The 23,633-nt window shown below is 36.3% G+C and carries 27 protein-coding genes; 8 read left to right on the forward strand and 19 right to left on the reverse strand.

Translation table 11 applies throughout. The features are described 5' to 3' along the window. The first annotated feature begins 96 nt into the window (after positions 1 to 96). The 6 genes from AC27HL_RS13560 (at position 97) to AC27HL_RS13585 (ending at position 5,322) form a co-directional block, all read left to right on the forward strand. Positions 97 to 1,227: a methionine aminotransferase gene (locus AC27HL_RS13560; protein ID WP_487081711.1), complete on the forward strand. Its 1,131-nt coding sequence runs from the start codon at positions 97 to 99 to the stop codon at positions 1,225 to 1,227. Beyond that, the gene (locus tag AC27HL_RS13565) at positions 1,215 to 2,015 is read left to right on the forward strand and encodes an amidohydrolase (RefSeq protein WP_487081585.1); all 801 of its coding nucleotides are present in this window, start codon (positions 1,215 to 1,217) and stop codon (positions 2,013 to 2,015) included. The genes AC27HL_RS13560 and AC27HL_RS13565 overlap by 13 nt, the downstream gene beginning before the upstream one ends. A gap of 44 nt (positions 2,016 to 2,059) precedes the next feature. Continuing rightward, positions 2,060 to 2,623, forward strand: a complete 564-nt coding sequence (locus AC27HL_RS13570; protein WP_487081586.1) for a peptidylprolyl isomerase — start codon at positions 2,060 to 2,062, stop codon at positions 2,621 to 2,623. 32 nt (positions 2,624 to 2,655) lie between these two features. Further along, on the forward strand, positions 2,656 to 3,363 hold the full coding sequence (locus AC27HL_RS13575) for a tRNA (adenine(22)-N(1))-methyltransferase (protein WP_487081587.1): 708 nt from the start codon (positions 2,656 to 2,658) through the stop codon (positions 3,361 to 3,363). 133 nt (positions 3,364 to 3,496) lie between these two features. After that, the gene (locus AC27HL_RS13580) at positions 3,497 to 4,369 is read left to right on the forward strand and encodes a 1-acyl-sn-glycerol-3-phosphate acyltransferase (protein WP_487081588.1); all 873 of its coding nucleotides are present in this window, start codon (positions 3,497 to 3,499) and stop codon (positions 4,367 to 4,369) included. Between the two features lie 248 nt (positions 4,370 to 4,617). Beyond that, entirely contained in the window at positions 4,618 to 5,322 is a 705-nt protein-coding gene (locus AC27HL_RS13585) for a substrate-binding periplasmic protein (RefSeq protein ID WP_487081589.1), read from the forward strand. Between the two features lie 156 nt (positions 5,323 to 5,478). Here AC27HL_RS13585 and AC27HL_RS13590 read toward each other — a convergent pair whose 3' ends face one another. From AC27HL_RS13590 to AC27HL_RS13660, 15 genes are all read right to left on the reverse strand, one after another. Further along, complete coding sequence (locus tag AC27HL_RS13590) at positions 5,479 to 6,507, reverse strand: nucleoside hydrolase (RefSeq protein WP_487081590.1); 1,029 nt, start codon at positions 6,505 to 6,507, stop codon at positions 5,479 to 5,481. Between the two features lie 3 nt (positions 6,508 to 6,510). After that, positions 6,511 to 7,686 (reverse strand): hypothetical protein, encoded by a 1,176-nt coding sequence (locus tag AC27HL_RS13595; protein WP_487081591.1) that lies wholly within the window; start codon positions 7,684 to 7,686, stop codon positions 6,511 to 6,513. A gap of 9 nt (positions 7,687 to 7,695) precedes the next feature. After that, positions 7,696 to 8,487, reverse strand: coding sequence for a nucleoside deaminase (locus AC27HL_RS13600; RefSeq protein ID WP_487081592.1), 792 nt, complete (start codon positions 8,485 to 8,487; stop codon positions 7,696 to 7,698). Beyond that, the gene (locus AC27HL_RS13605; protein WP_487081593.1) at positions 8,480 to 9,490 is read right to left on the reverse strand and encodes a nucleoside hydrolase; all 1,011 of its coding nucleotides are present in this window, start codon (positions 9,488 to 9,490) and stop codon (positions 8,480 to 8,482) included. The genes AC27HL_RS13600 and AC27HL_RS13605 overlap by 8 nt, the downstream gene beginning before the upstream one ends. Positions 9,491 to 10,288: 798 nt before the next feature. Continuing rightward, positions 10,289 to 11,299: a KAP family P-loop NTPase fold protein gene (locus AC27HL_RS13610; RefSeq protein ID WP_487081712.1), complete on the reverse strand. Its 1,011-nt coding sequence runs from the start codon at positions 11,297 to 11,299 to the stop codon at positions 10,289 to 10,291. Positions 11,300 to 11,329: 30 nt separating this feature from the next. Continuing rightward, a complete protein-coding gene (locus AC27HL_RS13615) occupies positions 11,330 to 11,794 on the reverse strand; it encodes a P-loop NTPase fold protein (RefSeq protein WP_487081594.1) in 465 nt (154 codons plus the stop codon). Positions 11,795 to 12,156: 362 nt separating this feature from the next. Then, positions 12,157 to 12,534, reverse strand: coding sequence for a hypothetical protein (locus tag AC27HL_RS13620; protein ID WP_487081595.1), 378 nt, complete (start codon positions 12,532 to 12,534; stop codon positions 12,157 to 12,159). Between the two features lie 2 nt (positions 12,535 to 12,536). After that, complete coding sequence (locus AC27HL_RS13625; RefSeq protein WP_487081596.1) at positions 12,537 to 13,127, reverse strand: hypothetical protein; 591 nt, start codon at positions 13,125 to 13,127, stop codon at positions 12,537 to 12,539. 199 nt (positions 13,128 to 13,326) lie between these two features. Continuing rightward, a complete protein-coding gene (locus tag AC27HL_RS13630; protein ID WP_487081597.1) occupies positions 13,327 to 14,262 on the reverse strand; it encodes a hypothetical protein in 936 nt (311 codons plus the stop codon). A 12-nt stretch (positions 14,263 to 14,274) separates the two neighbouring features. Further along, positions 14,275 to 14,655 (reverse strand): hypothetical protein, encoded by a 381-nt coding sequence (locus AC27HL_RS13635; RefSeq protein ID WP_487081598.1) that lies wholly within the window; start codon positions 14,653 to 14,655, stop codon positions 14,275 to 14,277. A 76-nt stretch (positions 14,656 to 14,731) separates the two neighbouring features. Continuing rightward, positions 14,732 to 15,421 (reverse strand): hypothetical protein, encoded by a 690-nt coding sequence (locus tag AC27HL_RS13640; RefSeq protein WP_487081599.1) that lies wholly within the window; start codon positions 15,419 to 15,421, stop codon positions 14,732 to 14,734. Positions 15,422 to 15,464: 43 nt separating this feature from the next. After that, positions 15,465 to 16,046 carry a glycine-rich domain-containing protein gene (locus AC27HL_RS13645; RefSeq protein WP_487081600.1) on the reverse strand — a complete coding sequence of 194 codons (582 nt, stop codon included), beginning with the start codon at positions 16,044 to 16,046 and terminating at the stop codon, positions 15,465 to 15,467. 100 nt (positions 16,047 to 16,146) lie between these two features. Beyond that, the gene (locus AC27HL_RS13650) at positions 16,147 to 17,160 is read right to left on the reverse strand and encodes a tyrosinase family protein (protein ID WP_487081601.1); all 1,014 of its coding nucleotides are present in this window, start codon (positions 17,158 to 17,160) and stop codon (positions 16,147 to 16,149) included. A 365-nt stretch (positions 17,161 to 17,525) separates the two neighbouring features. Further along, on the reverse strand, positions 17,526 to 17,711 hold the full coding sequence (locus tag AC27HL_RS13655; RefSeq protein ID WP_487081602.1) for a hypothetical protein: 186 nt from the start codon (positions 17,709 to 17,711) through the stop codon (positions 17,526 to 17,528). 1 nt (position 17,712) lies between these two features. Continuing rightward, positions 17,713 to 18,522, reverse strand: coding sequence for a TnsD family Tn7-like transposition protein (locus AC27HL_RS13660; RefSeq protein WP_487081603.1), 810 nt, complete (start codon positions 18,520 to 18,522; stop codon positions 17,713 to 17,715). Between AC27HL_RS13660 and AC27HL_RS13665 the strand changes: the two genes are divergently transcribed. Next, entirely contained in the window at positions 18,516 to 18,818 is a 303-nt protein-coding gene (locus tag AC27HL_RS13665) for a transposase (RefSeq protein WP_487081604.1), read from the forward strand. The two genes, AC27HL_RS13660 and AC27HL_RS13665, sit on opposite strands and share 7 nt — an antisense overlap. An 8-nt stretch (positions 18,819 to 18,826) precedes the next feature. Next, complete coding sequence (locus AC27HL_RS13670) at positions 18,827 to 19,663, forward strand: IS3 family transposase (RefSeq protein WP_487081605.1); 837 nt, start codon at positions 18,827 to 18,829, stop codon at positions 19,661 to 19,663. Positions 19,664 to 20,296: 633 nt separating this feature from the next. Here the strand turns inward: AC27HL_RS13670 and AC27HL_RS13675 are convergent. The 4 genes from AC27HL_RS13675 to AC27HL_RS13690 are packed head-to-tail and all read right to left on the reverse strand — an operon-like array spanning position 20,297 to position 23,633. Then, positions 20,297 to 21,442 (reverse strand): DegT/DnrJ/EryC1/StrS family aminotransferase, encoded by a 1,146-nt coding sequence (locus tag AC27HL_RS13675; protein ID WP_487081606.1) that lies wholly within the window; start codon positions 21,440 to 21,442, stop codon positions 20,297 to 20,299. Between the two features lie 34 nt (positions 21,443 to 21,476). Continuing rightward, on the reverse strand, positions 21,477 to 22,166 hold the full coding sequence (locus AC27HL_RS13680) for a formyltransferase family protein (RefSeq protein ID WP_487081607.1): 690 nt from the start codon (positions 22,164 to 22,166) through the stop codon (positions 21,477 to 21,479). Positions 22,167 to 22,186: 20 nt separating this feature from the next. Continuing rightward, positions 22,187 to 23,176 carry a Gfo/Idh/MocA family protein gene (locus AC27HL_RS13685; protein ID WP_487081608.1) on the reverse strand — a complete coding sequence of 330 codons (990 nt, stop codon included), beginning with the start codon at positions 23,174 to 23,176 and terminating at the stop codon, positions 22,187 to 22,189. Continuing rightward, on the reverse strand, positions 23,169 to 23,633 hold the full coding sequence (locus AC27HL_RS13690; protein WP_487081609.1) for a hypothetical protein: 465 nt from the start codon (positions 23,631 to 23,633) through the stop codon (positions 23,169 to 23,171). The genes AC27HL_RS13685 and AC27HL_RS13690 overlap by 8 nt, the downstream gene beginning before the upstream one ends.

Raw genomic sequence — 23,633 nt, forward strand, 5'->3', positions numbered from 1 at the left:
TTCGCTAACCATCAACAGTAGAAATTAAGAGAGTTTTTTGTGTCTTCATCTTTTAGTAGTAAATTAGCCAACGTAGAAACCAGTATTTTCACTGAAATGTCGATGTTGGCAAATCAGCATCAAGCCATCAACTTATCTCAAGGTTTTCCGGAGTTTGACACTCCTGACTTTTTAAAAGATAAAATCAACCAAGCTGTTTGTGACGGCAAAAATCAATACTCACCATCTAACGGCCTACCTGAGCTTCTTACGCAAATTGCTGAAATGATACACAGGCAATATCAGCCAAACTTATCAAACGAGCAACAGCTGAACGGTCAAAATAATATTACTATTACCTCAGGTGCTACAGAGGCATTATGGGTTGCAATACAAACGCTGGTACGTCCAAATGATGAAGTCATAATTTTTGACCCCGCCTATGACTCCTATGAACCAGCAGTAGAGCTTGCCGGCGGCAGTTGTCGCCATATTGCTTTGCAATCACCCAACTATGCTATTAATTGGTCTGAGGTTGAAGCCAGCATTAATGAAAATACGCGCGCAATTATTGTTAACAGCCCTCACAATCCAACGGGCTCAATTGTTAGCGCTGACGATCTGAAAGCCTTAGAAGATTTAGTTAAAAAACATCAGCTGTATGTTATTAGCGATGAAGTTTATGAGCACATGACCTTTGACGGTCTGCGTCATGAAAGTGTATTACGTTATCCGGAGTTGTTTAAACGTGCTTTTGTCGTTTCAAGTTTCGGAAAAACCTTCCATTGTACTGGTTGGAAAATGGGTTATTGCGCCGCCCCTGATGAACTAATGGCTGAGTTTAGAAAAATTCACCAATACGTTACCTTTTGTTCGTTTACACCCGCACAAATTGCCATCGCAGAAATGATGAAACAACACCCTAAGCATATCACTGAATTAGCAGGTTTCTATCAACAAAAAAGAGACATACTAGTTAATGCATTAAAAGCTTCTCGCTTTAACTTATTGCCGTCTAAAGGCACTTACTTTTTACTATTAGATTATTCTGCGATATCGGAACTCAATGACCGAGAGTTTTGTCATTGGTTAACCACACAGCTTGGCGTTGCTGCCATTCCACTTAGCCCTTTCTATCCGGCAAATGAACGAGAAGCATATCAGCAAAACAATAAAGTTATTCGACTTTGTTTCGCAAAAAATGAACAAACTTTATTAGAGGCAGCAGCATTGTTATGTCAACTTTAACCGTAGCAGCAGTTCAATACGACATTCATTGGCTAGATCAACAAGCCAACTTTCAATACTTAGAGCAAGTTATTGCTGATTATTTTAATAACAATGCTGGCGTTGATTTATTATTACTACCTGAAACCTTTTCAACCGGTTTTTGTATCAATAATGACAATGTACAAGAACCTGAAAACGGCGGAAAAGCGTTAGCTTGGCTAAAAAAATTGGCGCAACAATTTAATTGTGTTGTCGCTGGCAGTGTTTTAGTTAGCCAAAACAACAAAAAGGTAAACCGATTTTATTGGGTGTTTGCTGATGGCAGTGTTGAACACTACGACAAACGCCATTTATTTCGTTTAGGCAACGAACAAAATTATGTTGAACAAGGCTATGAGCGAAAAGTCATCACCATCAAAGGCATAAAGATATTGCCACTTGTTTGTTACGATTTACGCTTTCCTGTTTGGTCTAGAAATCGCCAAGATTATGATCTCATGATTAATGTTGCCAATTGGCCAGCAGCACGTCGTAATATTTGGGATACGTTATTAAAGGCACGAGCCATGGAAAACCAAGCTTATGTTATTGGCGTAAACCGCGTCGGCAACGATGGTAATAATGTTCCACATTCAGGTGGGACAGCAATAATCGACTATAGCGGTGAAATCATCACTTGTGCTAAAGATAACCAACAACAAATAATCACAACGCAGCTCGACTTTACTAAGCTTGAAAAGTTTAAAAATGACTTTCCGGCATTTTTAGATGCCGACGAATTTGAATTATCAATAAACAATCAATAGGTACCAATGTGAGCAGAATTTTACTCCTTATACTGACAGTTTTAATGTCATTTCAACTATTCGCTGCAAATACTAAAGGCCAGTATATTCAACCAAATAACTACTCACCAAAAGTGAGAATAGAAACCTCTATGGGCAATGTAATTGTAGAGCTTAACCGCCATAGGGCAAAAATTACCGTTGATAATTTTTTAGGCTACGTAACTCGCGGACAGTATGATAAAACGCTGATCCATCGTGTTGAAGAAGGCTACCTTATTCAAGGCGGTGGCTTTATGACCAACTACACTGACGTTGAACCCGACACTCCTATTTTTAACGAATCAGGTAATGGCTTAAAAAATAAAGAAGGCACCATCGCCATGGCGAAACAGCTAAACGATGCTCACTCTGCCACTAACCAGTTTTTTATTAACCTAAATGACAATACAAATTTAGATCCCGGCAGTTCGTGGGGATACGCAGTATTTGGTGAAATTGTTGAGGGCTACGACGTACTCGAAAAAATGGCGCAGGTTGAAGTTGGCTTTAGCAACGAACTCGGCTACACCACAGTCCCGAAAAAAATGATCACAATTTACAGAATGGTTATTCTTGATGAAGAATAGCTAGCCTTTTTAATTCAATACAAGCATCACACGTGAAACACACGATTAAACTCAGCAAACGTCTACAACAAATCGAAAAAATGGTGACAAAGCAATATGATCACATTTGGGATTGCTGCTGTGACCATGGCTTTTTAGGTTTTGCATTGTTATCAAGCCAACCGAAAAGCAATATTCATTTTGTAGATATTGTGCCTGAACTTGTTACCAATGTAGAAAGCAAACTTAAGCGTTTTTGCCCTACCTTGTTTTGGGAAACTCATTGCCTCGACGTTGCCAAACTGCCGCTAGCACAATATCAAGGCAAGCATTTGATCATCATCGCAGGGGTTGGCGGTGATTTAATGATTAAGTTTATTGAAGCAATTTATCAACAGCATTGTAAAAATATGGATATCGATTTTTTGCTTTGTCCTGTTCATCATCAATATTCCTTACGAGAAAAATTAATTGCACTCAATTTTAGCTTGCAAAACGAAATGTTAATTACTGAAAACCAACGTTTTTATGAGCTAATATTAGTATCAAGTTTGCACAATAAAAACAGCAAAATCAGCGCTATTGGTGATAAAATTTGGCAGCCAAGCACGATAAAGCATGCGGATATAGCAGATAAATATCGACAAAAAACATTAAAACACTACCGCCGAATTCAACAAGGCTTTCAGCATAATAATCAAGAAAATGAAGCTAATAACATTCAGAAAATTATTGACGCCTACCAAGCAGTTACTAAATAATTTGCCCTATTCAGTCATCAGCAAAACCAAGTCGATACCTAGCGTTAGTAAATTTTTACGCTACATCAATGTTTTCTAGCACTTTACTGCTAAAATACTATTTATATATTTCATAACATCACTTCTCCTTGCTATGGCTAAAAGTTCACTCGCAATTCGTGAAACCACCATTTTTGACGGTGTTTTCACTAAATACTTTTTAAAATTCTTCTTTACACTTTGGTTCAAAATTGCCGGCTGGAAGCTATGTAAAAATACACCTGAAGGTGCAGGTGTTACTATTGCAGCGCCGCACACGTCAAATTGGGACTTCTTTTACGCACTTGGCGCGGCCATTCAGCAAGATGTTAAAATATACTTTTCTATTAAAGACAGTATTTGCCAAGTACCATTATTAGGTCGTTGGTTAATGTATTTAGGCGCAATCCCTATTGACCGTTCAGAGCAAGGTGTTGGGCAAGTTCAACAAATTAAAAATTTCATCAACAAACAGAAGTTACAACGAGTATTCTTCCTATTTACACCAGAAGGAACTCGTGGCGCAGTACCTAAATGGAAAACTGGCTTTTACCATGTTGCTCAAGGTTGTGGCTTACCTATTTTTTTAGCAAAAGTAGACTATTTCAGTAAAGAATCAGGTGTTTTTCATACCTTTACTTTAACCGGTAATAAGGAGGAGGATATTAAAGCCATGCAAGCCTCTTATGAAAGTATTCAAGGTAAATATCCACTGCATCAATTCCCACCGTATACAGGGCGTATGCCAACCTTGTCAGAAGCCGAGGCAAAAATAATTAAAGCAATGTATTCATTTAAAGGTGTCGCCACCAAAATGGAAATTACGGCAAAAACTAAACTGGGCGAACTATCAACTAACATGTTGGACTTTTTAATTGCCAAAGGTATGTTAGAAGAAGTTTCCGCTGCACCTGACAATAGTGAGCCTAGATATCAACTAACCTTCGCCGGTAAAGGCTGTTGTTTGCATTTACCCGCCAACCTTTAATTTGTACACATATTGTAGCTCGCTAACATATCACGCAGTTGCTGCTTTATTGTTATTTAAAGCACGCTGCGTAATATCCTCGCTGAGCTATTACTATTACCATCACCTTAAACCATTACACCACGTAATATTATAATCAGCACAAAAAACGTCCCTTATTTTCAAGGCCGCTAGGCCAGTATATGTATTGAAAAGCCAAAATGTGATATAAACTTAATATTTTACGGCAAAGATTTGGGTACTAAGTTATGAAAAAAATTAGTTTGCTTTTGCTGGGTCTGATCTGGGCTACATTTACACATGCTCAAAGTAAACTATTAGTTGCCTGTATTGATGACCACCCACCTTATCAATATTTAGGCGCTAAACCTTACGGTACTCATATTAGAGCTCTGGAAACCCTTGCTGATATATTAGGAAAAGAGCTTAGCTTTATTCAATCTCCTAACTTTGCTCGATGTGTTGCTATGTTGAAAAACGGCGATGTTGACGTTATTGCAGGGCTTAATAAAACCGAACAAAGGGCTAAGTTTGCTCTTTATGCGCCGTTTAAATCTGCTGATGCACTTAGAGTTATTTCGAAAAAAGATATCACTATTAACAGCTATGATGACTTCAAGGGTAAAATTATTGGCGTGTCACGTGGGTCTTTATATTTTCCCCGTTTTGATGATGACGACAGCTTAAATAAAGTTTCTGTGCAAAATAATCGTATTGGCTTTTCTATGTTACTTAAAAATCGAATTGACATAATAATGCTAAGCCCTGAAATACTAGAAACCTATGCGGTAGAAATTAAAAAAGCAAAATTGAACGTGTCGCCTATCGAGCTTGAAGAAGTCAGGGCTAACGTCACACTTTTCGGCTTTAGCAAACGTCACAAGCTAAACATAAGCGACCAAGAGCTCATTAATAAAGTGACTAACGCCTACGAAAATGGTGTTTTTAAGTAAATAATCTAAGAAAATAATGTACAGCCATTGCCAGCAAAATATTTAAAATATGTTCAAAAAAAAGCGAGCCATAGCTCGCTTTTTATTACTGTATATCAAATCATAACTAGTCCTAACAAACATCCATATTCAACTAGCCATAAACTAAGCTTTCATCTAACGTCTAAAAGCTGTTAAAACATAATCATAAAACGCTGCTGGCTGCAGTAAATCTAAAATAACATTAACGGTACGTGATTTCTCTTGAGATGGATATAGTGTTCCTTCATAGAATCCTTGTGTAATTATGCTTAACTCCATGCTTTGAGCTGCGGAAAATAAATCCGGCCGAGCTAAATAACTTACCGTTAATACATCCCACATTTCATAGAATGACTGTCCATCAACTAAAGAATAGCTTTGGTGCGCTAAAGTTGATAATGGATAGTCGTTAGCTTGTGCCGCTAAAGCATTTTTAAATTCAGTGGTAATTTTCGCTTGGTTCGTTACATTTAGTGGAAATACCGAAATGGGAATATTGGTATTTTTAAACACCCAATCAACAGCACTACTGTCCCAAAAAGCATTCCACTCTGCCCATGGGTTAGCAATTACTGGCGAAATGGTGCTTGGGTCTAAATTACCTTTTACTGGTGCTATCGCTCCCCCCATCCAAACCAGTTCGTCAATTGCATTTTCTCTTTCTAGCCTTTCGCTTAAAACACTTTTCAAAATAGTCAAAGGACAACAAATAACAAGGGTAATTTTTTCTCCACTTAGCAGTGCGTTATCTAACGCATTTGCTAGAAAAACATTGCCATCTGGGTATCCAGCAACACTTCCCTCAATAGATTTATTGGCGTTAGGGTTGAACTCTTTCGGCTTTTCAACGCTATTTGGATACCAAGGCCAATTAGGGTTGTTTGGGATTAATTTCAAACATGAAATTTCGCCTTGGCGAATACAATCTTCTCTATACGCCCACGGAAAGCTATTCCAACCACGGTCTGAACTAAGTAACAAAGGAGTATTAGGCTGCCCAATATATTGCTGTATTTTGTAGGCTGCGTTCATGGCCGGACCATATACGCAATCACCATTGGTTATTATCACTCCGAGTAAATTAACATCTGCCATTGTGCTGATAAGCACGCTCGCCATGTATTCATCTATTGCCGCATCATGATTAAAAATTACATTTTTCATTGTTTATTCTCCAGCTTCAGTTGACGCTTTAAAACCCGTGCGTTGTTTAGTCAAAAGTGGCAACTGCCATAAAAAATCAACTGGGTACAACAATTGATATGCCCCTTCTGGGCCTCGACTATGCGCTTGATAAAACCATTGAGGGTCTGGGGTTCCCACAAAACCTAGTGCCGGTTTAGCACTTTTAAACGGGTTTGGAAATTGATTAGGCGCTAAGCCTGGTTTAGGCGGAATGGCAAGCTTAACTCCTTCAGCTACAGAAGAGCGCGCATGACATGTCATGCACGAGGAGGTGTTAATTTGACCAGCTTCTTGCACTGAGTTACCAACAATAATGGCTCTTCCTGTTGAGTCAGTGAAAGATGTTTGCGTTCCTTTTAATCGATAATTTTGCCAAACCTTTGCTAAACCTTGTTGTTGAAAAAGCTTTATAACTTCAGGTGTTAGTTCCCCGCTTGGGTAACCTTGGTTAAGCAGTTTATTGGGCGCTTGATACGCAGGCGTTGCTCCAAATGAATCAAATGAGCCAGTTATGTCACTACGCCCGGCATTGTCAACATGTTCAAACGTTGCCCAATACCACATTGGAAGATCTTTGGTCATACCCCCCCAAGCGACCATGCCTACTAATTGTTTACCATTCATTTGCCAGTAATAACGGGGCTTATCTTTTTCCTCAATGGCAACCCAAGTTGTTTTAATAATTTTCGACTGTATGGGAAATTTAACCTGATTGAGCATTGCCGATTTTAACAGCCCTTCTTGGTACCAAAGCTCTTTATCGACAATATAGTTAAAAGCGGCTTTGTTAACGCGAACTTCCTGAATTGCATCAGCAACAAATGGTGCTGGACTACCATGAAAAACATCATTGGGTAGCCGATTATTTTGCAAAAGCATATTATGAATATGCTGATTAAAGTTTTTCTTTAATTGCCTTTTAGTATTCCATTTAGGTGCTTTGGTTGGGTCGGCATAAATATCTTCTTGTTCAATCCATGTTTCCCAAACCGTTGCGCGAGCATTTCCCTTTGCCTCTTTGTTTAAATGCGTAAAAAGCATCCAAGCATATTCATCAGGTGAGTTAATTGCTTTACCTGGCTCACTCAGTGCATTTGCATGCCCCATATTTGCACAAATTAATAATATAACTAGTATAACTTTGTTAATAAATTTCATTGTCTTACCTTAATATGGTGTTTTAGGGCTACGTTTCCATAAATTAAAAGCATCTAACGAGTTTTCAGTACTCGATTGATATACTTTCATCATCACTCTTTGTGAATAAGGCTTGGCCATTTCTTCATATATTTCTTCATCAGAAAAAGCGACACCTTGAACAGCTGAGTCGTAGCGAGTTGCAGCAAAAATCAATTGTGGCATTCTAGCCCAAGAAATGGCGGCGTAACACATAGGACAAGGTTCCGCGCTGCTATAGATAATACAATGCGATGTTTGCCCTGGCTGGGGCAACTTACTGTCTTTTTTATTAATTTTACTTAAGTCGAAAACCCCAAGTTGTTGGCATGCTGCACGAATAGTGGTTACTTCAGCATGCGCTGTAGGGTCATTCCATTTAGTAACATGGTTGTGGTTTTTCCAATACCGAATAACTTCATTACTTTCATCGTCAATTTGCAAAATTACAGCGCCAAATGGGCCGCCACCACCTGCTAATCCTTCTTTTGCAGCTTCACAAGCTAAGCTCATCCACTCATCAGATTCAACTTCAACATTGTTATACTCATTGTTTAATTTGATATTAAATGTTTGGCTTGGCAAACACTGGCATTGTTCTTTGTTGTCTAACGTACATTGAGGATCGTAGCCATTCCAAGGTTGGATATAAGTTGCAGCATCTTCTATGTTAATCGGCGCAGGCACTCCTTGATAAGGTCTACCTACTTCAACCGCTAGCATATCGGTATACTTGCTGTCATAGCTATAGCAAAACTTTGCATCATTTTCTGAATTAGACATAAGCCACCTCTTTACTGGTAACTTCAGCCATTGCTGCTAAATATTGTGCAAAAACCGCACTCTGATTGGCGGCAATTGCAATTTTTACAGGAGAGCCATTAACTGCATCAACCTCAATTTTCCCCGAAGTATCATTTGCTTCATTGAGGGTTTGTACTATGGATATACTAAATACTTCTGTTGAAACGAGTGTTTCATCAACTAATACTGACGCCGCCAGCGGATCCCAAAATTCTAAATAGGCATCTATACCACCAACAATAGTGGGGCTATCAAGTATTTGAGTAACAAATGTCGCGGCTGAAGTATCAATTTCTTTTAATTGACTCACAAACGTTTGAGTAATTGGTACGTCGTTACAAGCATTTAGTGCCACTAGCGTTATATCTAAACCACTACTTAAAACGCGTTGTGCTGCTTGTACATCAACAAAAATATTCCACTCTGCAACGGCATTAGTGTAATACGGTGTTTTACCTAATGTGTCTTGAATATTACCCTGCGCACCGGGGCTAATATATTCAGGCAATAGATTTCCCCCCATCATAACGACTTTCCCAATATTACTTAACGAGTTAGTGTTTAATTGCGATAGTGCTTTGGCAAAATTAGTACCGCCGCCTATCAACAAAAAAGCGATTGGATTTACTGCTGAAGTTATCGTTTCCGCCATCCACTGGGAAGCTTCGTTTTCAGTATAAGGATTAGGATTAACTGCCGGAAATGCTACGCCATAGTGCGCATTTGCTGCGCTTCTCACATCATACGGAAAAACGTTACTGTAAATCATCGGTGAGGTTGCGCCGGCAAATACAGGAATTTTTTGTGTTTCTGCGTCAAACAAAGTTAGCATATTACGTACGTTGTCAACGCCCTTGCTTAGGTGAGCTGCTCCACATCCGGTAACTGTAATGCCAAGAACATTGATTTCTTTATGCTGCAACAAATAAATCATTGCCATGTAGTCATCAAAATCTACATCGGTGTCAATTATAACGTCCATATTTATTCTCCATCTTGTTTTCTAAGTTTCATCTTCTGGTTGTTCACGCTGACAGCTAGGCGACGAGTATCGTAAAAACACAAAGAACGATATACATTCAATTTATGGTTAGAATCTATTCAGTTAGCATTAAATGGGAAATTTGAAAGACAAGGGAATAACAACCAATGTGGTTCAATGATACATCCATATATCAAGCTTCACGTTTTTAAACCTTTAGCGCCAAAATTACGATTACATTCTCCTTGTAATCAAGCTGCATAAATGTGACATATATCACTATAGTTAAGGCTTATTAAAAAGCTAATTTAAATTATGCCTTGCGTTTAACTGTAGTCGGTAAAAATTAATATGTCAGCGCTGAGATGGGTTAGAGTTCGCTGTTCTTGAGTGCAAAAATATACCAGCAGAGAAACACGGAAGATTCACGATCACCCTAGTCTGCTTGAACAAACGCTGATATTAATGAAAGTGTTCACGTATGTTCATCAGGGATGATGAACAAAGCGATGTAGTGCATGGATTATGTTCAGGATGAACGGTAAAGCGCGGTGCCATGGATGGCAAGGAGCGCAGTACGTTCTGAGCGTTAGCTCGATACATTATTATTTTACGAAGAATACATTTTTCAGCAGCGCCGGGAGCTTCCAAAGAGCTTAACTTAGGTATAGTGCGTTTAGCCCTCTTTCTTTTTTGGGTCGACTGCATGGATGCAGGAGATAGAGCAACGCAGGAGCAGTTGCCGAGCCGTCGCCACTGCGACAAAAGCAAACAGGTTATTTCTACTGAGTATTTGATTCAATCCAAGTGAGAAGCAAGTTCAATATAATTCACAAATGTTTTATTATCACTGTATGTCATAAGCATATACCATTCGAATAAAGGCTCAGATTGATCGTGTCTAGAATTAATATGTAAGCTTCTAATAAGTTTTTGCATAATAGAAATTATTCCTTTAATACTAGTATCATTATTAAAGTCTTTGCGAACTCTTGAGCGGTTCTTTTCGTGATGGGAAAAGTCATTGTCATATAGGTTGACATGCTGCTTCAATGATTCAGTTTTTAATATATATTCTTCAGACTTTGTTTTGTCTTTTAGAGGTTTAAATATCTCTGAGTAAGGACTATTTGTCTGGCCAGTTTCAGTAAGCTGTGCATTAATCATCATTTTATAAGCACTAGGAAGAGAAACTCTCAGAGCTTCGAGTACAAATAACCAGATAATTCCTTTTTCATTTGGGTTCATCATTAAAACACTAGATACCCTGTCACATATTTGAGCCGTAGATCTTAAATCAACACTTAGCGCATTAAATAAATTATTTACGATATTAAGAACTTGCTCCTCTTCCCATTGAATTATATTTAAACTATTTGTCTCCAAAACTTTTGCCATTATGTATTGAAAAGATGGTAAATACTCCAAAAAACTAATAAGGTCTGGAACAGGTAGTTCATAGGTTCTATTAAAAAACCTCATAAGATATTTATTTGCATCAAAACCATTTCCATACACAGCTTTAATCGAGTGTTGCAGTTCACTGGTGTTAGTGGCGATAACAAAAATAACTCCCTCAATATCAAAAACATGCTTGATAACCTCCAATACCTCAATTGCAAAATTAGGGCGACATCGGTCTAGCTCATCAATAAAAATGTACATTGGAGACCAGCGTTTATTTTTATCTTCATTGTCTTTAGTAATGACATCTTCAAGCGTTGCTTTAATTAAGTGTTTTAAATTTTTAATGGAGTCAGCTTGTTTGGTATGAAGCTTTAATAAACCTTTGGTCGCTGCTGACGCAATATTTGCAAGGTCTTTATCAGAGCTTTGAGCTTATTCTAATCTTCCATTTATATCGTCAATATCGACTCTTAATAGAGATTTCACTAATGATTTTGATAGCTCAGGTGCAACTGATTTGAATAATTCAGTTGTGGATTTTACTAACTTTTCTTTCTTAGCTTTCTGGCCTTTCCCTTCAATTAAACTACTTATCTGATCAACAATTTGGCTTACAACTAGTATTAACGGATCATTATGAAAATCATTGGCCCAAGCATCAAAATATACTGTTGGATGTTTGCAATGAATTGAATTCGCCCAACGTTTTATAAAATAAGTTTTGCCTGCTCCCCAATCACCGTTTAAATTTAGTACATACGAAGTATTTTTATACTTTTGAAGATGAGCATCTAAAAAGTTTGCTAATGTAGTACGCCCCAAAGAGTCTGCTGGAATTTTTTCATTTGTAAATACGCAGTCAATTTCGCTTTCCCACTCAAAAGTATTTTTCGACATTACTACTACTCCTCAAAATATGAAATGATGCCTTAGTACAAATTAAGCTATACTACTAACAACAAAAAAGCGAGCCTTAGCTCGCTTTTTATTATTTTATATCAACTAGTGTCATACTCTAATTAAGTTTGTGACTCGCCCCTATAGAAATAAAAGGCTAGTACAACACAACACTTCAATAAAGTTTGTGACTACGTGGCTAATCTCAAGAAATTCCCTCACAAAAATCTTAATAAAGTTTGTGACAAGTCAATGAAAACTGCCTAAAAGAGCATTTAGAAAATATACTGTTTGAGTTAAACAACTTAATTTCAATTAATTATCAGTTCAGGTTTGTTCTCCGGAAAATTAACAGTGAAATATTAAGCTTCACCTGTGAGGTACTGGCTTTTTGCATAGATTTGTTGCTGTATAGCTTCACTTTCACTACTAGATGATGCACTACTATCTTTATCTACATTTACGTAAACATTTGTACCATCACCTCGCTTATAAATCAGGTTTATTTCATGCTGAAATTCACCTACATCATCTAAAGTGTGATGAACCCCAAAATATTCATCCAACAACTCTCCTATTAATCTCGGATAATCTCCATGTGATTGAATAGCGTTTCCCACAGATGCAGTAAGCGTTACACAACTAACTTCGCAATTCCCATACCTAGAAACACACACTGCCATTTGACCTTTTTCACAACTACCACCACCGGGCGCATTATCACATGTACAATTTGACATATTTAATCCCTTCCTCTAATTATCAACAAAGAGTCATTACCTAGTACTTCGTAAGGTAACAATTGTTCCCCTTCTTTAACTAAATTTGCTATTAACTCTATTGCTCGCTTAGTTGTTGGTGCATTTAATTGGCGGCCACCGACAAGTTTTACCTTTTTATAAACCTCATCAAAATTTTCATAATTGACTACTACACCTCCTTTTTCTGCCAATACACTAACAACTGCACCGAAAGTCGCTCTCTTCTCTGGCAATTTAAAGGATATACTATGTTTTGGAGATTTTGTTTTCGTCAATTCAAGCTCTTTGAGTTTAACTGAATGCCAATAACGAATAGAGGTGTAAGAAATAGTGCTTAATAATAGTAACAGCACTAAAATTATGATGAAGGTATATGTTGCCCCCATTTCAGTAAAAATGTTCAAGTCGAGAACTTTTGTAATTAGTAGCCACAATACAAACAACCCAAGCCCACCAATTCCCGTTGAAGCTAAACTTGATTTAAAAACGTTGAGAACTCCATCTTCTGAGGAAAGAAGGTCAAAAGCGGATTTTGCAATTCCTTTATTTTTTTTATCTTGTTCAGTAACCATACGACCCTCTAGTTAATAATTTTTACCTTAATAAGAAGCATATCTAAATTTAAAAAAACTTTGCTGATACTAGTGCTGTATTCACTTACAGTGCTAAAGTAAATGTAGAAGCTAAAGTGATAATAAGTGTGGAAAAAAGTATCGTTCCATTAATGTTTTATTTTTACGATAGTTAAAACCCAATATACTTTCTAGAGTATTATTCCGGTGTAAATCTAAATTTTAATGCAAACGACTCTGTATTTTTTTCTGTAAATTTAATTCGATCATCACCATAAGTGTGTGTATATGCTAGAAAAGCTTCAAACCCTTTAGCTTTAGCAATACTGTAATTCAAACTTAACTCTGAGACTGTCCAATCATCATCATCGAATTCATATATTCCTGATGAGTTGAAGTCATATCCAAGCTGATTTTCATACTCTAATGACCATTTACAAATATGCCTCGTTTCATCCTCATCCCCAGAACAATCTTTATCAAATAAATATACAAAACTAGAATCTAAATAAAGCCTAGAAGCACCGCCTTTTTGCTTTAAGTCATCCTCTGTTTTAAATGCATCAATGTAGTCGTATTTAATATTTAAATAAAACTCTAAAACACCACCAAATAAATTCGGAATTAAATCTGCATTAACCCGACTAAACCCAGTAGGTGAAAATGAATATTGGTAAGATAATGATTCTGACTTTTTAATATCATTATCTTGATATTCAATACCAACCGTATGAAGCCCTTCAAATAGACCTTTATTAATTGTATAGCCTATCTGTGGCCCTAGCGCCCAACGATCTTCTTCTGAGTCTGTGAGGTCATTTTTGTTTCTTTCTACAGATACCGCGAAAACAAATTGGGTTATATAAGTACTACCTAATCCGCAATCAAAACTATTACTTCCACAAAGAAAACCTTCATATTTCATACCTAACTGAATATTTTCAGATTTATCACCACTTTTATTTTCTATTCGTTCTATTTGAGCAGGTTTTACACCTTCTTTTGAATCAAAACTATTTAAAGATTGTCCTATGGTGAAGGTTTCCCAAATTGTCGTAGGTTTGCTTACCTGAGCAGAACCATAAGATGAGTAAAATAAACTCCCCAGCACCAAAACTGACAATATCTTGAACATAAGCTTTCCTACCTATACGTTTACTTTCTCATAAACCAAATCAATAACAGTCTGTACAGACTTGAGTTTTCCTGCTTTTTTATTAGTGATATACCCACCTTTAGGAGTTGAAGTATGTTCTTTTATCAATAAATTGTAGTCTGCTGCCAACTTTAACCTCTTGGGTTTTAAAATTCGTAAATCTTTCTCTAGTTTTTTGAAATATTTACCCTCTTCATCTATTGAAGAAACTATTTCGCTCCCTTTACCTGACTTTTCAGCTAATATTTCTATAACCCTCTTAGCTATTTGGTCTCTGAGTAAACTCAAGAAACACCTCCTTGATATATTTTTATTAATTGAGACAAAAGCGCTCAACATTCCTTCTGCACTGTTTTTGTTAAAAAAATTCAACTTCAGTCCCCTACATGTATAAGTAGAGGACTGAGGTGTGCCCCATTTTAAAACGGTAAATTCACAAAACCATTTATCAAATATTTCTAAAACCTATTTCTGAAATGACTAATTTTAGTATTTTCAATTCAGCCAATTTTTTTGAGAACAAAATAGCTGATTTTTTATTATTAACATTTATAGGTATATCGTGGATCAATTTCGTCAATTCCTTATTCGATGGAATTAATGAATCAAAAACACATTTTCCATCATCAAATGAAGAGGAGTGTTTGTCTTTTAATTTTGGAGCAATATTGAAAAACTTTGCATCAACTTCACCAATGGTGGAACGTATAGATAAAAAAATGGTAGGTGGATCAGGAATAATCTCTCCATACACAGATTGCTTTTTTTCTTCAGGCCAAAACTTTCCAAATAGTAAGCTCTTTTCTGTGTAAAGATCTTTCAGTGCCCAATGTATCCATTGAAAAAACATTTCTCTCCTAACAATATCGAGCAACTTAGTTTCAAAGATTATATTCTCGCAAAGAAGCGACTTTTCTATTTCCCCAATAGACTTTTTTTCAGTTCGCAGTATTTCAGTATGAATTACAGCTAGAGCGAATGCCGTTTCTTCCCAATTAGAAACTTTAGATACATCGTAAATAGTAAATTTAGTTAACTCCATGCTTGTTGACTTTCTGAAGTATGGGCAGAAAGACAAAGCTACCTGATCAAGGTAGCCACTCCATTTGCTATCGTTTAATCCTGTTTCACGATACATTCTATTTAAAGTCCCTCAGGTTAAATAGTAAATAAGCTAAACTCTACGAATCAGCAATGTTATTACGTTCTTTAATTTTGTCTATTTTGAATTTATCTACTTTTTCTTTTATCGAGTCTATTAATTCATCTTCATCCAAATTTTGTAAATCACTTAAATCCGGCAGACCTAGATTACCAAGCTCATCAATCTTTTTATTTATTTCTCTTATTTTTTTCAACTTTTCAATATCTTTGTTAATTTTATTTGTTATTTCCGGCATTACAGGACCACAATCCCAAGAGCAAATCATCTTTCCTGAATCAAGGTACTCCTGATAAGCTTCTTGATTTAACTCTCCAGCGATTGAAGTGAACCAAACCTTAGGTAGAGGACCAAAACTTTCTTCATATAATGGAACCCAAGACATTTCATCATGCCCTCCACCAGGTTTGTGCTCCACATATCTACCAGCATTTTCTTGACAAAAAGTAGAATAGATAGTCGAGTCTTCTTGTAATACATGCCAGCGTTCATCAACAATACAAGATGGCATTTTTAAGTCATCAAGATCATCAACTAAAGGGATCAACGAGAAGAACTTTCCTAATTCGCTATGAGTCGATTTTTGTGTTTGTATGTCCATTTTTCCTTTCCTTAGCATTTAGTAGAATTTCAGTTTCTTATACTTGATATGAACACATGTATAAAAAGATAGTATGTGATCGATAATCAAGCTATCAATTTTAAAATGAAACAACTTTAGGAATAGACATACCAATCTGAAGGAACTTATCCTTAGCTGTTTCCCAGGTATACCACTGATTATTTATATTCCATATTATTTCACTTACAGGAACTAGTTTTCTCAGGAGAAACTGCCCTATATGTGCTTTATTTCTAGCACATGCAAGGCAAGTTTCAATCCTACCAGTAAGTACAGCAAACCTTCCGATTTCATCGTTATTGTGAAACATGATCACACGTCTATAACTTTCTATATGTTTGATCTCTTCAAAAAAAACAATTTGCCTACTAAGAGGCGCTGCAATACGCCTGACATATTTATAATCATCCTCAGTAAAGTAACGTGCTGTAAATAAAGACACTAGTTCATCATACGAGTCATAGTCTTCTTGTAAATCAGGGCTAGACTCAAAATGTTCTTCCAATATTGGAAGTTCTAGTTCAGGGTTGTCATTTAGCCAAGTTTCGAAAATCAAATCCACAAAAGTATGGTGAATAAAAAAGCACTGATCACCGCCTGCTGTTATCACATTTCTCATTCCTCTACTCGTTTCACCATGAATCATGTCGTGAAATTGTTCAACCTGAGAGGTGAATGATAAGTTATAGCCGAAATCTCTATTCGTACCGACAAAATCCAAATCAATTGCAAACGGCTTACAAATCATCGCTTCAGCGATATCTAATTTAATTTGTTCTAAATCAGAATTTGTAAATGAATTTAATTTATTATCATCTTCTACGAATGTAATTTGGTCACTACTATTGATAATTAAAGATTTTTTTAATGAACTATATAGCTTCCTATCATCTTCTTCCGTCAAAACTGCGTATGTTCTAGGAAGTCCAATCTCACCCCAAAACTTATTTACAAATTTTCTATGCCAAGGCAAAAACGTAAAATCCCAGTGGTGACAATTTTCTTGATGAATTTCTTGATATTTCTTAGATAGTTCAGGTGTAAAGTTCTGATTAAATTTAAGGATGAAATCGTTATTTATTCTTTGAGACATATTAATTTCTCCTTAGAGAAGTTAATAGTTTAATTTTTATCTCAAATATAAAACTGAAGAATTGAGTTCGGATACTTGAGATGACATGTTCATTCTTTAGTTCAGAAAGCAGAATGCAGTTAATTGTATTCATCGACTGCCCTTATCCTTTGTTATTTAAATGAGTTCCTTTCACATTGAAAATTAATCAACAACAGCAGTGAATAATAATCATATAGGTCATAATTTTATTTAAAGCAAATTTAGTTGCGATATTTATGATTTAATTTATGAGTAGAAAGTTTTTTAAATGGCAGTTTTAAAAAGTAATAATTAGTATGCCGAAAAAGCAGCAAAGCCGAACTTTGCTGCTTTAAATAATGATATTAACGTTTATTTCCTTCAGGAATATCCCCCTGATAACTATCATCTATAGTTTTTTTAAAATTCCTTTCAACCAAGTTTTTACTATCTCCACGAAATACATCTTTCGCTTGATAACTTTTACCGTTATCAAAAATTAACTCTCTAGGAGTGCCCTTGATTTCAAATTCAGGTTTTTCATTAGTCATTTTATTTCTCCGGTTTTCTATTTAGTTTGCTGGGTGGTAGGTTTTGATAAAGCCATTGCTTGTCATTTTTGAATAACCATAAGTAACTTGCGCTGACTATTAGCTTCAACTTATTACGTGAATAAGTTGAATTTTTTTCCATAGCATCAGAAAGTATTGAACGATGCTTGAGTTGTTTTGCTCTATAACGGAAGTGCTGCCTTTGTTTAACTATCGCAGGATATTGCGTAAGTAGCTGCTCAACAGCACCAACGCTAATACCAAACTGTTTGGCTATTTGCTTTGTTGGCATGCCAATAAAAAGCTTTCTAAAGATAGATCTGCGTTCATCAGCAAAAATCTTCGACTCCCGCCTATTGATAACACCGCCATTAGCCAATACTTTTGATTTAACCGCAATAACGCTTAAACCAACATGTTTTGAAATTTTTCTGAGGCTTAAACCTTTTTTAAAAAGTGTCATTATTTGAGTTGTTATTTTTTTAATTGAATCACGCTTATCTTCTGTAGGTATTTGGTGGCTTTGAAAGTGAAGAGCTGTATTTTCTTTTGAGCAGTGATAAGCACTTAAAAACTCACTTGGTGAGTTAAACAAGAAAGCAATTAGTGCGATGTGTTTCGCTGGATGTAAATGACATTTATTGTAGTTATAAAAAAGTTGCTGTGGGTAAGGATAAGCTTGATTAGATTCAAATATTTGCTGCCATTCTTTAGTTTTTATCTCATTTTTATAATGACTGTAACGGTATGATTTAACTAGAGACTTCGTTAGAGGTAAAATACAACTAACGAATGAGGTTAAAAATGCCAAAGAAAACACTATCAGCAGAATTTAAACGTGAGTGTGCAGAGCTAGTTATTGTTCACGGTTATAAACATAAAGATGCAGCCGCAGCGATGAATGTTGGATTATCATCAATTCAACGCTGGGTAAGCCAATATAGAAAAGAGCAAACAGGTGTCACACCGAAAGCTAGTGCGTTAACGCCAGAGCAAATACGCATTCAAGAGCTTGAAAAGCAAGTTAAACAGCTAAAAAGTGACAATGCCCTATTAAAAAAAGCTTCGGCCTTTTTCGCTATGGAAATGAACAACGGCAGCAAGTAGCTGTTCAGTTGAAAAAGGCAGGAAGCAATGTTCAACAAATCTGTCGTTGTTTATCGATAGCTGCTAGTTCATTTTATTATCGAGCAAAGCCTAAACCTATTTGCCCAGAAAAGATAAAACTTGATGCGGCCATGAAGCAAATTCATGCGGATATGGATGCCACCTACGGCAAGGTGCGTATGCATGGCGAATTACAGGCATTAGGCTTTGATATTGGTATTCATCGTGTTCGAACTTCGATGAAACGATTGGGGTTAGTGGCTAAGCGGCCTAAGCAGCATAAATATCCTGCGGATGGTAAGCCTTCAGTTATTGCGCCTAACTATTTAAATCGCCAGTTTAATCCACAACAACTAAATAAGCTGTGGTCTGGTGATATTACGTATATACGCACACAACAAGGTTGGCTGTATTTGGCAGTCATTATGGATTTATGTTCACGCAAGGTAATTAGCTGGGCTTTCTCTGATAAGCCGAATAGCGAACTTACAACTAGGGCTTTACGACTAGCCGTAAATAAGCGACAACCAACTGATGGAGTGTTATTCCATTCAGATCAGGGTGTGCAATATATGTGTGATGCATTTCAACGTTCCTTGAAAGAGCATGGGTTAATCTCTAGTATGAGTCGTGCTGGTAATTGCTTAGATAATGCTGTTACTGAACGTTTTTTCCGTAGTTTGAAATCAGAGCGAGTTAACTACCGCCGCTATCAAACAAGGCGTGAAGCAATGGCTGACATTATTGAATACATCGAACCGTTTTATAACCAAAAACGACGACACTATAAATTAGGAAATATCTCTCCAGCAGAGTACGAGATAAGATTATTAAAAAGTGCCTAAAGAAGTCTCCAAGTTTATTTGACCGTTACAAATCATATCTAGACACAAAGTTGGTAAGTCATAAACATATAGTTCTAAATCAGGTGATATATGTTTTACTTCTGGAATCATTAAAATATCCTTAAAAAATTATTCCTTTTCGAAGTAACTACTTCGTTATTTCAGGTCGTACAACCAATATGTGCGGAGTCACTTATACAGCATTGCTTTTTACTGATAAAAATATACCAATATTAATTTTCAATTAAACTTCAACAACATAACACTTTTGATAAGCAAGTTGTAGACAAAAAATCATATTGCTTTTGGAAATACCTCCATAAAATTCAATTATTAACGTCATAACTTAGTACTGCATCATTAAAACAAAAAAGGTGAGCACTAAGCTCACCTTTTTTATTCTTTATGAGTCACAAACTATATTCGACTCACAAACTACCGAAATAAAGTCACAGACTTTATTAGAGTACGACAACAACTAGTGTCGCATGCGAATAAAGTTTGTGACTATGAATATAATATTCAACGATTTCAAGGCAACAATTTCGAATTAATTTTGTGAGTGTAAGCCATTTTGAACAAATCTAGATGCAAAAATTTTAATTAAGTTTGTGACTTTCAGTCTGCCGACCGTTAGCTATCAGATTCAAAATATTTTCGAATCATTTTGACAATATATATAGTCTCATCGTCTGATAGGTAAGGGTGACAAGGCAAGCTTATTAGCCTTTGAGATAACAGAGTAGAGTTATTTAGGCCCATAGGTGCTTGAGGAAAATTACTAAAAGCGTTTTGTTCGTGCACACACTTAGGGTAATAAACCATAGAAGTAATTCCTGATTCAGCCAAATATTTTTGCAATCTACTGCGAATCAAACCGTTCTCAAGTTTGATCGTATATTGCCCCCAACTACTCTTGCAGTTTTCATCTATATGCGGAACATCTACATAATTTGATAGAGATTCATTATAAAACTTGGAAATTTGTTGCCTTTTTTCATTCTCAACAGGAAACTCTTTCAACTTTTCTAGCAAAATAGCCGCCTGAATAGTGTCGAGTCGAGAATTATACCCTATGATTTCACTATGATATTTGTCAGTTATAGTGCCATGTACCCTCAAGCTACGGCATAAACCAGCCAGTTTTTCGTCATTAGTAAAAATTGCCCCCCCATCTCCATAGGCCCCTAAAGGTTTTGACGGAAAAAAAGAAGTTGTAGTGATGTCAGTAAAACAATTAGTACTCTTACCATAGTATCGTGAACCAAAACTTTGTGCTGAATCACCCAATACCCACAGCTTAGATTCATTAGCAAATTGAGATATTCTGCTGTAGTTAGCAGGCTGTCCAAACATGTCTACGACAAGAACTCCAACAGGGGATAAACTTTGCTTTTGAGAGAATCTAAAAGCATCAATTAAACTATTTGTGCAAATATTGAAAGTATCTTTACATACATCGACGAATATAGGAGTAGCACCTGACTGAACAATCGCCTCTGCTGAAGCTGAAAAAGTAAAAGAAGGACAAAATACGGCATCACCTGAACTACAGCCTAAAGCTTTTAGAGATATGGTTAACGCATCTGTTCCATTAGCACAAGATATGACATATTTGGAACCTGACACTTCACTTAATTCATGTTCCAATTCTTTAACTTCCGGCCCCATAATGAACTTGCAATGTTCATAAACTCTGTCTACTCTACTTTTGATCCTATCGGCTAAGGCTACTTGTTGCTTGTTTACATACGAAAAATCGACTTCTCTAATATTCATATTTGTCACCTAAATTCCTTGTAATTTTCTAAGTTCACTCACTTTCAGAATACTTTTCTTTGTATTCTTGAAACTTCCACTCCAAGAGTTTTTCTAGTTGAAGTGGCATTCGTTTGGTGACAACATCACTCTTCTCTTTAACAAATTGTCGCCTGCTCCCTTCTAACAAGTAATTTTGAATTTGTGACAATAAATCTAACTCTTTAGAATAGTGCCTAGCGGCGAAGCTTTCTAAAGTATCACTTTTATATACAGGTGTTTTTTCCTGAAAAATCACTTCCCCATAATCAACTTCTTCGCCAATAAAATGAATTGTATTTCCCATAGGTAGCATTGAATAAATAGCCCATTTAAAAGCATCTAATCCTCTGACTAAAGGGATTAAGCCGGGGTGACAATTAATTACTTTGTAACCAGTGTTTCTAATAAATTCAATAGGTAAAATTCCAGCTCCTAAAACTAAAAAATAATCAAATTGCTCACTTTTAAATTCTGATAGTTTTTCATATTTTAACCAGTCGCACCCGAGTTCTTTTGCTAGTTCAAAAGTATGGGTTGCTCTATGTTGATCTGGTCTATGGTTTAGCAATACTTTTCTACTAGCTCGATTAACAAAAGGTAAAGCAATAAACGAAAGCTCCACCCCTTTGGATTTAACTAGTTCTCTTGCTACATTCTCTGTTTTGTGATGTGGGGCGTCATAAGTAATTAATGCGATTTTCATAATTTATTGGCTTTATGTTGTTAGCTGGAAATAGATGTATATGTGTTACTTCTAGATACTGAACGATTCGCCGCCGACAGAACTTTTATTACATTCAATGCTTCAACACCATTAGAAATAGGCTCCTTCCTAGTATCTATACAATCAATGAAGTGTTTAAATTCCATTTGAAGTGGCTCATCGCATTCAACTTCAATAAAAACTGGTAACGCTTTTCTAAAGACTGGGACTCCATTGTTTTCTACCCGATATTCATGTTCATAAAAAACGAGTTTTTTTCGCCAATCACTCTCACAATCATTAAAAACTAACATGCCCCTCGCACCAACAATGACTAGTCGCTGTTCTTTAAATGGATTTGCCCAAGATACGTGGATATGGGCACTCAATTTATCTCCAAAGTCAAGATTAATAATTGCATTGTCTAATTTATCTCCAGATAGAAAATCCGAGCCAGTTGCATCAATTCTGCGAGGAAACTCCTTAATTAAACCTAAAATCATTGAAACATCATGAGGAGCAAGCGACCATATAACGTTTTCTTCATTTCTAATTCGACCTAAAGATAATCGATTAGAATATATATATTTTAACTGCCCTAAATAGTCATCATTTATCAAAGCTTTTACTTTTTGGAAGACTGGGTGGTAATGCATCAAATGACCGACCATCAGTATTTGGTTATTGTTACTAGCCAGATCCGTTAATAAATGAGCCTCTTCTTTACTAAGAGTCATAGGCTTTTCAATAAAAACATCCTTGAAACTATTAAGAGCTTTGATAGCTATTTCAAAATGCGTAATTGCAGAAGTTGCAATGACAACCCCATCAACCATTGGATCTAATAAAACTTCATCTAAGCCTCTAACACAAACATCATATTCATTTGCAATTGCCGTTGCAGTCAAATAATTCGTATCTGTAACGGAATATAGCGAACCTAAAGAGTTCAACACACGAGCAATGTTCCTCCCCCATCCCCCGCAGCCAACTAAAGCAAGGTTACTCACATTCAACTCCTAAATATTGATTAGCCTCGGATAGATCTAACTGTCCTTTTGTCCATGCTGAAATGCATGACGCAAAATATGCTAATAAGAATACGATTTGAGGAGTACCTGTTAACCAGAAGCTCAATTCAGATTGCGCTTTCATTGCTGCAACGATACCTACTCCAAAAAGCGTAAGTATAATTGCGGCAAATAGTAAAACAGACACTATCGGATAACGACCTTTTATTTCATTGATTCGCTGAATCATTAGTTTTCTATCAACACTATCTGGTGCTGAACTGGAAGACAGATTCACAGATTGCTCTAGCAAAGTATTTACCTTTTCAGTCCAACGCTGAAGTGAAAACATGATATATACCATAACGATACTACCTGCCGACAATGATGACCCAATAATAGAAAGAGCTATGCTGGCTTCCATTTCAGTTTTACAAAATTCAATTAAACTCTCCAT

The organism is Colwellia aquaemaris (genome assembly GCF_057548755.1).